General features: G+C 37.2%; 9 protein-coding genes. 7 read left to right on the plus strand and 2 right to left on the minus strand.

The annotated features are described in order from the left end of the window. Positions 1-165 precede the first annotated feature (165 nt). Entirely contained in the window at positions 166-921 is a 756-nt protein-coding gene (locus tag ACTQ54_RS12315; protein ID WP_441757237.1) for a hypothetical protein, read from the minus strand. Between the two features lie 247 nt (positions 922-1,168). Here ACTQ54_RS12315 and ACTQ54_RS12320 point away from each other — a divergent pair, with 247 nt between their 5' ends. The 7 genes from ACTQ54_RS12320 (at position 1,169) to phnE (ACTQ54_RS12350) (ending at position 10,319) form a co-directional block, all read left to right on the plus strand. Continuing rightward, the gene (locus tag ACTQ54_RS12320) at positions 1,169-2,278 is read left to right on the plus strand and encodes a baeRF6 domain-containing protein (protein WP_441757238.1); all 1,110 of its coding nucleotides are present in this window, start codon (positions 1,169-1,171) and stop codon (positions 2,276-2,278) included. Positions 2,279-2,458: 180 nt separating this feature from the next. Then, entirely contained in the window at positions 2,459-4,735 is a 2,277-nt protein-coding gene (locus ACTQ54_RS12325; protein WP_441757239.1) for a LysM peptidoglycan-binding domain-containing protein, read from the plus strand. A gap of 231 nt (positions 4,736-4,966) precedes the next feature. Next, positions 4,967-6,532: a LysM peptidoglycan-binding domain-containing protein gene (locus ACTQ54_RS12330; RefSeq protein WP_441757240.1), complete on the plus strand. Its 1,566-nt coding sequence runs from the start codon at positions 4,967-4,969 to the stop codon at positions 6,530-6,532. 236 nt (positions 6,533-6,768) lie between these two features. Continuing rightward, positions 6,769-7,797, plus strand: a complete 1,029-nt coding sequence (locus ACTQ54_RS12335; protein ID WP_441757241.1) for a phosphate/phosphite/phosphonate ABC transporter substrate-binding protein — start codon at positions 6,769-6,771, stop codon at positions 7,795-7,797. A 111-nt stretch (positions 7,798-7,908) separates the two neighbouring features. Continuing rightward, a complete protein-coding gene (phnC, locus tag ACTQ54_RS12340; RefSeq protein ID WP_441757242.1) occupies positions 7,909-8,670 on the plus strand; it encodes a phosphonate ABC transporter ATP-binding protein in 762 nt (253 codons plus the stop codon). Continuing rightward, positions 8,670-9,497, plus strand: a complete 828-nt coding sequence (gene phnE / locus ACTQ54_RS12345) for a phosphonate ABC transporter, permease protein PhnE (RefSeq protein ID WP_441757243.1) — start codon at positions 8,670-8,672, stop codon at positions 9,495-9,497. The genes phnC and phnE (ACTQ54_RS12345) overlap by 1 nt, the downstream gene beginning before the upstream one ends. A gap of 12 nt (positions 9,498-9,509) precedes the next feature. Beyond that, positions 9,510-10,319: a phosphonate ABC transporter, permease protein PhnE gene (gene phnE, locus ACTQ54_RS12350; protein ID WP_441757244.1), complete on the plus strand. Its 810-nt coding sequence runs from the start codon at positions 9,510-9,512 to the stop codon at positions 10,317-10,319. On the opposite strand, the gene ACTQ54_RS12355 is transcribed toward phnE (ACTQ54_RS12350), so the two are convergent. Then, the coding region (locus ACTQ54_RS12355; protein WP_441757245.1) for a hypothetical protein at positions 10,294-10,480 on the minus strand (187 nt) is incomplete at its 5' end. The two genes, phnE (ACTQ54_RS12350) and ACTQ54_RS12355, sit on opposite strands and share 26 nt — an antisense overlap.

Here is a 10,480-nt window from a genome sequence, read left to right on the forward strand (position 1 = left end):
GTTAAAGAAGATGGCCTAATAGAACGAACTAAATTATAGTACAAAAATAAGCCAGTATGCTTGAAACATACTGACCTAGTTTTGTTACCAACATCAAAAATTGAAGAACCTAAATAAAGACTACAGTGAAATGGACTGTAGTCTTTTTGTTTTGAGCAGTGATATTTATTTTAGAGGGGTTAAAAGGGAATGGCTAAAATCGATTAAGTGTTGTGAGTTGATTGGGAAGTCGTGCTTAAAGTTGAAGGGGTAGTCTTGAAAGAAATGGTTTTGTCTATCTGTGGGGTTGTTAACGTCTAGTTGATAATGGAGGCGTGAAAGTTGTTGGTTGTAGTGGTGGTTCCAAAGATTAGACAGATGGTAGGAACTGTCGACTTGTTTTAAAATGATTGATTTGCGGAAGAGAATTGGGATGCGGATATTTAGATGGGTATTGATGTTGCTGGGGATAAAGAATTCTATTGGGTGTTCGCCTTTTCTTTTAGAACAAATCATTTGGCTACACAAACTAGCGTTGATCCAATCGGGGTGATGTTCAATTTTGTTTGGGATTCTGTAAAAAATTAGGTTTCCATGCACATAGGGGAATATTGTTCGAGGTTGTTTAGTGGTTGCTTGTAAGAAATGAGACCATTTTTGATAAGTAAAACCTGTCGCTTTAAAAATTTGTTCAGCAACCCAGTTGGTTGAACGAGAGGATACCCATATTTGACCGGACTGGTCTAGGATAAGGCTGCGCAGAAAGGGATGTAAGAGTGTAATGTTTCTGATATAAACAACAGGTAAACTTGGAAGGGAAGATTCGATGAGATGTCGGCTATTTTCGAGATAAGTCGTTAAATCAAAATCGACTTGTGGACTAAAAATGAGGCTGCTTGACTGATTTGAAGGTTTATTGTGAGCTAGATTTATGAGTGTCATCAGTTTCCTCCTAAAAATTAAGTTATTAAATCGAATATAGCACACTTATGAAGACTGAACTATAATCAGTTTTTACGACCTTTTAGTTGAATAAGGAATATCATTGGTAAATTGTAAATTATTATTAATTTAAAGAAAACGTCCCTTTAAACATTGATAACGTTTACTGAATTCGTTGCATTTTGCTTTACATCGTATTCTTCTTAATCTACAATTAAAGTTACTAATAGTAAAGGGATGTGATTGAATGCAAGAACTTTTAACATTTCCAACAGAAGAACTATTTCAGGATGATCAGCTGTATTTAACAATCAGTTTAGATACAGAGCTTAGCCCGATTAATTCGGATAAAAACCGAATTAAATTGGATCAATTGATAAAAAAAGCTGAACAAGTCGGTAAGGAGAATTATGATCCGGATGTTGTCGCAAAATTAATTAAAGGTGCGAAAGATTTCCAAAAAGATGCCGATTTCCAAGAAATGGGTATGAGTAATTTGGTGATTATTGTGACGGCAGATGAGACCTATTACTATCGCTTAGAACGTCCGATTGAAGAAGGCGTTACCCTGTCTGAAAGACCTAATTTGTCCGCTATTATTGAAAACTATCAGTATGTAACAACTTATCATCTACTTGTATTAAGCCGTGAAAAAATGCGTTTGTTTGTCGGTCAGCAAGAACGTTTGACAGAAGTTGATTTATCTCATGATGAAGATGCACCTGTTGATGTTGCGACAGCTCTTGGGGAGGAATATACGCAGATTTCGATGAATGCCGAAGGTGGGATTTTCCACGGTCAGTCGGATACTAGCTCTGAAAAAGAAATTGATTTGGAAAATTACTTTAGAATTGTTGACAGGTATGTTTATGAAAACTATTCAAAAGAAACCCAATACCCACTAGTATTGTTTGCCCTAACTGAAAATGTGGCTGAATTCCGTCGTATTTCTAAAAATAAATACCTCAGTGAATTTCCAATTGAAGCTTCGCCTATGCAATTATCTGATAATGAAATTAAAGAACGTATGGCAGCTCATTTAAATCATGTGGTTGAAGCTCGCCATCAAGATTTAATGGATCGTTTTAATGAGACTACCCCACAATATAAATTAGAATCACAATATAATGACCTTGCTTTTTCAAGCTTACAAGGTCGAATTGATTTCTTGTTGATTCAAAAAGGGCTTGAAGTGACCGGAACAATTGATGAAGACGGCCAATATGTTCCAAGTCCCAAAGATGATTATTTAAGTCGTTTGATTTGGAATACCGTTCGTGCTAAAGGCCGCGTGTATATACTCGATGCTGAGAAAATGCCTCAAGGTATGCAAATCGCTGCTGTTCTACGTTATTAATTTTCAAATAAATATCACTGCGAAAGTCAGCTATGTTCGCGCATAGTTGGCTTTTTTTGTGCGATAAAATATGGCAGAGATATTTAGTTTGGATTGTAAAAGAAGTGTATTATAGTTGAAACATTTAAATGTTAATATATACTTACGAATTCAAAAGATTTTTTTAAGGAGTGTTATTGATTGGAAAAGAAGGTAATGCGTAAACGGAAAGGGAAATGGATTGCGGTTTCAACATCGTTAATTGCTTCTCTGACATTAATTTCTCAGTCTGGGCAAGCGATTATGGCACAGGAAGTTTCAGACGATAATGCTTCTGGAGACAATCTCCAATGGACTGCTGATGCGCCGGAAGTTTCTTGGCAGGATATACCGTCAGAAAGTGATTCGGAAGTGACTGTTGATGAGCTTATTAGTGAATCGGTTGAAGAAGTTTCTGAAACAGATGTGGTTGAAGAACTTCCAGTAGAAGATGTTGTCGAGGAAGAATCAATTGTTGTTGAAGAAGATCCAGAAGTAGAATCAATTGATGAAACTGAAACGACTGAAATTGAAGAAGTAGAAGCTGATGAAGTTGAAACAGTTGTTGAAGAAGAAGCTATTGAAGCAGTTTCTGGCGATGAACATGTGGATTTACCAGAAGAGACCGAATCAGTTGAGGAAACTGTAGTCCAAGAAGAAGTTGTTGAACCTATGTCAACGACTTATGCCGCTCCAATCAATACACAACAAAGCTCAGTGACTGTTTCTAAACATACTATCGCTCCTGGCGATACTCTGTGGTCATTGGCACAGCGCAATAACACAACCGTAGACAACCTTAAAAAATGGAATAATTTATCGAGTAATACTATTGTAGTGAATCAATCGCTTTATCTTTCAAATCCAGAAACAAGCGCTCAAGTTAATGATGCACCTCGTCAAGCAGAAGTAAATAATTATACGATTAACTATGGCGATACTTTATATGCGATTGCCCAACGTCACAATGTGACCGTCAGCGATTTGAAAAAATGGAATAACCTAACTAGCGATATTATTTATACTAATGCTAATTTAATTATTTCAAATCCAAATTCAGTGACTGAGGAGCAACCAATTGAACCAGAAGTCCCTGTAGTTGAAGAAAAAGAAGAAGCGGAAGTAGAGACGCCCGTCGTTGTAAAACCAACTAGTCCGCAAAATTATGTCGTTAAAAGCGGCGATACTTTATATGCGATCGCTCTGCGTAATGGTGTAACCGTTAATCAACTACGTGAATGGAACAATATTTCAGGTTCACTGATTCATGTCAATCGTGTGTTGATCGTTTCAGACCCGAATGCGGTTGTACATGAACCAGAAGAAGAGCAAATCGAAGTGCCAGAAGTACCGGAAGTTCCAGAAGTCGATGAAGAAGAACAAGTCGAACCAGAAGAACCAGAAGAACCAGTAGAAGAAGTCGACGAAGAAGATCAAACAGAACCAGAAGAACCAGAAGAACCAGTAGATGAAGTTGAACAGCCAGTTACTGAAAACCCTACAGCACCGATTTATTACACGGTGAAGAGTGGCGATACTTTATATGCGATTGCCCGTCAAAAAAATGTGACGGTTGATCAATTGCGTGAATGGAATAACATTTCAGGTTCGCTGATTCATGTTAATCGTTCATTGATTGTTTCAGATCCGAATGCGGTTGTGGATGAAGAAGAAAATGAGGAAATCGAAGTTCCAGACAATCCAGAAGTACCGGAAGAACCAGAAGTTCCAGAGACTCCTGAAGAACAAGAAGTAGAAACCCCAAGCGAAAGTGGACAAACTCATACGGTTAAACGTGGTGAATATCTCTATGCCATTGCACAACAATATGGTGTTACAGTAAATCAATTACGTGAATGGAATCAATTATCAAGTGATTTAATCTTTACTCATATGGAGTTAATAGTTTCAAATCCTAATGGACAAACGACTAATCCAGATAAAGATTCAGAAAAACCTACAACGCCAGAAACACCGGAAAAAGTAGGAGTTGATTTTACTAATGTCAGCCAAAGGGCTCAATCAGTTGTTGAGTGGTTCCAAGAACGCGAAGGTCAGACAACTTACTCCATGGTTTATCGTAATGGACCAAGTAGCTATGATTGTTCAAGTGCTGTCTTTAGTGCCCTAATTTCAGCCGGTTATCTAAATGAAGGGCATTGGTTAGGAACGACTGAGACTTTATATAACTATGAAGGCTCACTCTTGACGGCTATTTCTCGTGATCAAGTACGTGCAGGTGATATTTTTGTTTCAGGAATTAAAGGTCAATCACTTGGTTCGGGTGGACATACTGGGGTTGCTTTAAGTAATGATCAAATTATTCATTCAAATTATCGAGACAATGGTATTTCAACTACAGCCATTGAAGGCTATACTTCCTCTGGCAATACTCCAACTTACTGGTATCGTTTAAACGAAACCTTTAAAACGAGATAGGATGAAATAGGGATGGAGAGATCAAGCTTTTCTTGGTCTCTTTTTACAATTTATATTTAATGCTGTATAACTAATTTGTACACATGCTAATAATAAGGATAAATACAATAGATTAGTTTTATTCGTATTATTATTGGTAATTACAAGGCTAATCGTGGAGAGATATACGGTTAAATGATACAATATAGTTATACGAAATAAAATTCTAATGGAAAATTAGGAGTGGCACATATGAAAAATAAATCTTATAAAAAATTGATTAGTGCATCTGCATTAACTTTAGCTGCTTCTGTCTTAATAGGCGTAGCACCCGTTAATGTGGGAGCACAAAGTGGTACCCATACGGTTCAAGCAGGGGAGTATTTACTTTCAATTGCGAGACAATATGGTGTAACCGTAGAAGAATTACGTGTTTGGAACGGCTTAACCAATGATATGCTAGATGTTGGTGATGTCTTAGTATTATATGGATCGACAAGTGGAGATAATAACGATGGTAATAGTGATGCATCTGGCGTACACACCGTGCAAGCTGGCCAAACTTTATATGGGATTGCTGGTCGTTATGGCGTGACGGTTGCTGAATTAATGGCTTGGAATGGCTTGTCGTCAACGATGATTGATGTTGGTGATCAATTGCTTCTTTATGGTGGACAAGTTTCGGATGATGAACCAACAACTCCGCCAACGGACTCAACAGCTGTACATACTGTGCAAGCAGGTCAAACCTTATATGGGATTGCCGGTCATTACGGCGTGACTGTTAGCCAGTTAATGTCATGGAATGGCTTATCATCAACTTTAATTGATGTCGGTGACCAACTCGTTCTCTACGGAGGCAATGATTCTGGTGAAAGTCCTGAAGAAGCACCGTCTGGAGTGCATGTTGTTCAATCGGGTGAGTATTTATATCTTATCGCAAGAACTTATGGGGTAACGGTTGAACAATTAAGAGCTTGGAATAATTTATCAAGCGATATGATTTATCCAGGTGATCAATTAGTATTATCTGGTTCAGCGGTTGAAACACCAACTCCTGAAGCTCCAACACCTAATAATGTCCATACCGTTGTTGCTGGAGACACTTTATATAGTATTGCTCGTCGTTATGGCGTAACGGTTGACCAATTGATGTCTTGGAATGGACTTGCATCTTCATTCTTGAATATTGGAGATCAAATTATTTATTATGGTGATAATGCGCCAGTTGTCGAGACACCTGAAGAGCCGGTTACACCACCAACAGAAAGTGACGAAAACAGTAGTGATGAAACATCTTCTGATTCAGAAAGTTCCCAAGAAGATGATGAGACGCCAACGGAAGACCAAGATGATGACGTAAAAGTTCACACGGTTAAAGAAGGCGAAAACTTATGGCGTATCGCCAATGAGTACGGCGTAACGGTCCATAATTTACGTGTTTGGAACGATTTAGAAAGTGATGTTCTAAGAGTCGGACAAAAACTTAATATTCTAAATCCAATCTTAGAACCAAAAGTTCATATTGTTGAAGCAGGAGACAACTTATATCGACTTGCTGTAGATAATAATACAACGGAAGCCAATATTATGTCTTGGAATGATTTAGTGTCTAGCGTTCTAGCTATTGGCCAACGTCTCTTTGTCTCAGACCCTGAACCAACCATGCATGAAGTGGAACCTGGTCAAACATTAGAAGATGTCGCAGAACAATTTGGTGTAACCGTTGAAAACCTACTGGAGTGGAATCAACTACCTGAAAATACTACCGTCGTTAATGGTACATTACTTGTATCCGACCCAACTGGTATGAACTAATCCAAATAAATATCACAAGCATCGACTTCGGTCGGTGCTTTTTGCTATCTCTATTGTAAATTTTATGTAAATTTCACATGAGCTATAGAAATTAAAAAACGTAATGTTACAATGTTGGAAGCGTTTACAACATTTTCGTTGCACTGTGACTTGAGAAGTTTTAAAAAGTAAAGTCTTTAAAAGCAAATTGTTTCTGTTATAATGATTTTAGAAATAATATATTTGGAGGAAATCAAATGAAAAAGTTTTTAGCTTTACTTAGTTTGACAAGTCTATTAGTTTCAAATGCTGCAGTATCAACTGTATCAGCGCAAGAACCAACTGAAATCGATCAGTTAACGGTTGCTTTTGTTCCGTCACGTGACCCAGAAGAAATTATCACTGCTACAGAACCATTAAAACAATTGTTAATCGATGAATTAGCTGAGTTAGGATTTAATGTAGGAGAAGTTGAAATTACTGTTGGTACAAACTATGAAGCAGTAGGAGAAGCAATGGCAGCTGGTACAGCTGATGTTGGTTTGATTCCTGGTGGAACTTATGTATTATTTGACGAAGATGTTGAAGTATTATTAACATCTACACGTTCAGGTCTATCAAAAGACTCTGAAAACCCAGCTGACTGGAACGATGGTCAATCTACTGAAGCTGGTGACGAGCAAGTGACTTACTACAAAGGTTTAGTGATTGCAGGTCCTTCTGAAAAAGGTCAAGAATTAGCTGCTAAAGTTAACAATGGTGAAGAATTAACTTGGGAAGATTTAGATAGTGCTAACTGGTCAGTAATGTCATCTTCTTCTTCATCAGGTTATATCTATCCATCAATCTGGTTAAGCCAAAACTATGATGGTAATATGGTTTCTGATTTATCAACAATCGTTCAAGCTGAATCTTATGCATCATCTATTGCTCGTTTAGCTGCTGAACAAGTGGATATCGTTGTTGGATTTGCTGACTTACGTCGTGACTATGCTGAAGCATGGGAAACTGAAATGGGACGCGAAGCTTCAATTTGGGAAGAAACAAATGTTATCGGTGTAACTCCAAACGTTTATAACGATACAGTTTCTGTTTCACTTCACTCTGAAGTTATGACTGATGAGTTAAAAGAAGCAATCAAACAAGCATTCATTAACATTGCTGAAACCGACGAAGGAAAAGAAGTTATTTCTATCTACAGTCACGAAGGATACCAAGAAGCTACATCAGAAGATTACGATAACGAACGTGAAGCACAAAAAATTCTACGTGAACAAGCTCAATAATAGGTTTTAATTTTTAAATATTCGTTTATAATAAAGGAGCGTCTATTAAGTTAGCTGCTCCTTTTTATGATGAAGTTATTTATTAAGAAGCGGCATGGAGGGAGAAAGTAAATGATTGAGTTTAAGAATGTTTCTAAAGTTTATCCCAATGGGGTAACTGCTTTGAAAAATATCGATTTAACGATTAATCAAGGGGAGTTTGTGGGGATTATTGGTTTATCTGGAGCTGGAAAATCGACCTTAATTCGTACAATTAATAAAATGCATCCAATTACGGAAGGTTCTTTGAAAGTGAATGATATCGAAGTCAGTCAATTAAAAGGGAAAGAACTGCGTCGTTTTAGACGTAATATTGGTATGATTTTCCAATCCTTTAATTTGGTTAACCGTGCCAAGGTAGTTACCAATGTTTTAAATGCTTTAGTACCGGATTTACCAGCATGGCGTAATTTGGTTGGCTACTTTACGAAAGAAGAAGAGATATTTGCATTAGAAAGTTTAGACCGAGTTGGGATTTTGGATAAAGCTTACACACGTGTTGATCAATTGTCAGGTGGGCAGCAACAACGGGTGGCTTTGGCTAGAACTTTGGCACAAAACCCAAAAATTATTTTAGCCGATGAGCCGGTAGCTTCGTTAGACCCGGTGACAGCGAATGTGGTTATGGATGACTTTAAGCGAATTAACCGCGAACAAAATATCAGTGTTTTAATCAATATTCACCACGTTGAATTAGCTCTTGACTATTGCGACCGTATTGTGGGAATTCGAGATGGGGAAATTGTTTATGATGGACCATCTGAGGAAGTTGATCAAGAAATCTTAAATTACATTTATAAAGGGAAGACTGAAGAGATGGAAGGGGTGTCTTAATGAAGTCGAATTCTAGACGCTATCTTTTACCCACTAAAAAAATGACTTTAGCAAATGGTAAAGTTATAGAAAAACCGCGTTCATGGACTTTGATTATTTTGATTTTAATTGTCATTGCCACTTATTATTCTGTTGAATTAACAGGTTTTAGCTTTTCTGTTTTAGTTCGTCGTGGGGAACAATTCTTCGTTATTTTAAAAGCAATGTTACCTCCAAATTGGGAATTTGTTGGTCAAGTTATTAAACCTTTGGTCGACACAATTAAAATGTCTGTATTAGGGACTCTAATCGGTGCTGTACTGGCGGTACCTTATGCGATGCTGGCTTCTATGAATTTAGTAAGAAATGCCTTGGTTTCAGGTGTTTTGAAATTTATTTTGAGTTTAATTCGTACAATTCCAACATTGGTAACTGCACTTATTTTAACTTACATCTTTGGTCTAGGCACGTTTGCTGGAACGATTGCCATTTCAATTTTCACTTTTTCATTCGTCGGTAAGCAATTGTATGAAATGATCGAAACAGCTGATATGTCACCTTATGAATCAATGGAAGCTATGGGAGCCAATCGAATTCAAAGTTTCTGGGCTGCTATTAAACCTCAGATCCTACCTTCTTATTTATCAATAAGCTTGTATACTTTTGAAGGTAATGTCCGTCACGCCGCTATTTTAGGGTATGTAGGGGCTGGTGGTATTGGGATAATCTTAAATGAAAATATTGCTTGGCGTGAGTATGCCAATGTCGGAATGATTTTGATCTGTCTATTTGTTACTGTAGCCGTGATTGAATCATTGAGCTCTTATTTTAGACAAAAATTAACTTAGGAGGCTGTCAAAATGGTTAATAAAATAAATGAAATATATGAAAACCAAAATCGCAGCCGCAAGCTACAATGGTTTTGGGCATTCTTGGTTCTTGTCTTAATTCTTTGGTCAGCTAGTACGGTTAATGAAATCAATATGACCCCACTTGGATTTGATGTTGCAACTAATATCTTCAAAGGGATCTTTACACCTGATCCGGAACTGTTACTTAATATGACTAAACAATCAGTACCGTATTTGTTACTTGAGACAATGGCAATTGCTTTTTTAGGTACATTAGTAGGGGCTGTTTTTTCTTTCCCAATTGCCTTTTTGGCCTCGAGTAAGATTATGCCCGTTCCAGTTGTCGTTGTTGTTCGTCTATTAGTCATTGTAATTAGAACGATACCAAGTTTTGTTTATGGTTTAATGTTCATACGTGTAACTGGTCCAGGTGCTTTTGCTGGTTTGATGACTTTATCAGTTACATCAATTGGTATGTTAACAAAACTATTTAGTGAAACCATTGATGATATTGACATGTCCATTTTAGAAGCTTTAGATGCTGCTGGCTTGAATGCTTATCAAAAAATTCGCTTTGGTATCATCCCTCAGCTAAGTGCAAGTCTGTTATCGACTTTAATATTCCGATTTGATATGAATTTGCGTGATGCGTCTACTTTGGGTATAGTTGGTGCTGGTGGTATTGGTGCGCCATTAATTTTCGCAATGGGATCTTATCGTTGGAACCAAGTTGGTGCCATTCTGATTGGTCTAATTGCTTTGATTTTAGTGGTTGAATACTTATCCGGTAAAATTAGAAAACGCTTGGCGACTGGGTAGAATGAGTTGTGATGCAATAAAAAAGACGGCTTAATGGCCGTCTTTTTTTGGGTTCTCCAATTTTTGATGTTGGTGAGTAAATCTCACTGACATCTTTTTTATTGTTTAAAATGAAAAAGCCAGTGAATTCTACTATAATTAAGTTACCAGACAAAACTATA

The organism is Fundicoccus sp. Sow4_H7, assembly GCF_052115865.1.
In the GTDB taxonomy this organism is placed as follows: domain Bacteria; phylum Bacillota; class Bacilli; order Lactobacillales; family Aerococcaceae; genus Fundicoccus_A.

Excerpts from the sequence above, each read along its gene's own strand:
- phnC (WP_441757242.1), top strand. The coding sequence starts at position 7,909 with ATGATTGAGTTTAAGAATGTTTCTAAAGTTTATCCCAATGGGGTAACT.
- ACTQ54_RS12315 (WP_441757237.1), bottom strand. The coding sequence starts at position 921 with ATGACACTCATAAATCTAGCTCACAATAAACCTTCAAATCAGTCAAGC.
- phnE (WP_441757243.1), top strand. The coding sequence starts at position 8,670 with ATGAAGTCGAATTCTAGACGCTATCTTTTACCCACTAAAAAAATGACT.
- ACTQ54_RS12320 (WP_441757238.1), top strand. The coding sequence starts at position 1,169 with ATGCAAGAACTTTTAACATTTCCAACAGAAGAACTATTTCAGGATGAT.
- ACTQ54_RS12330 (WP_441757240.1), top strand. The coding sequence starts at position 4,967 with ATGAAAAATAAATCTTATAAAAAATTGATTAGTGCATCTGCATTAACT.
- ACTQ54_RS12335 (WP_441757241.1), top strand. The coding sequence starts at position 6,769 with ATGAAAAAGTTTTTAGCTTTACTTAGTTTGACAAGTCTATTAGTTTCA.
- phnE (WP_441757244.1), top strand. The coding sequence starts at position 9,510 with ATGGTTAATAAAATAAATGAAATATATGAAAACCAAAATCGCAGCCGC.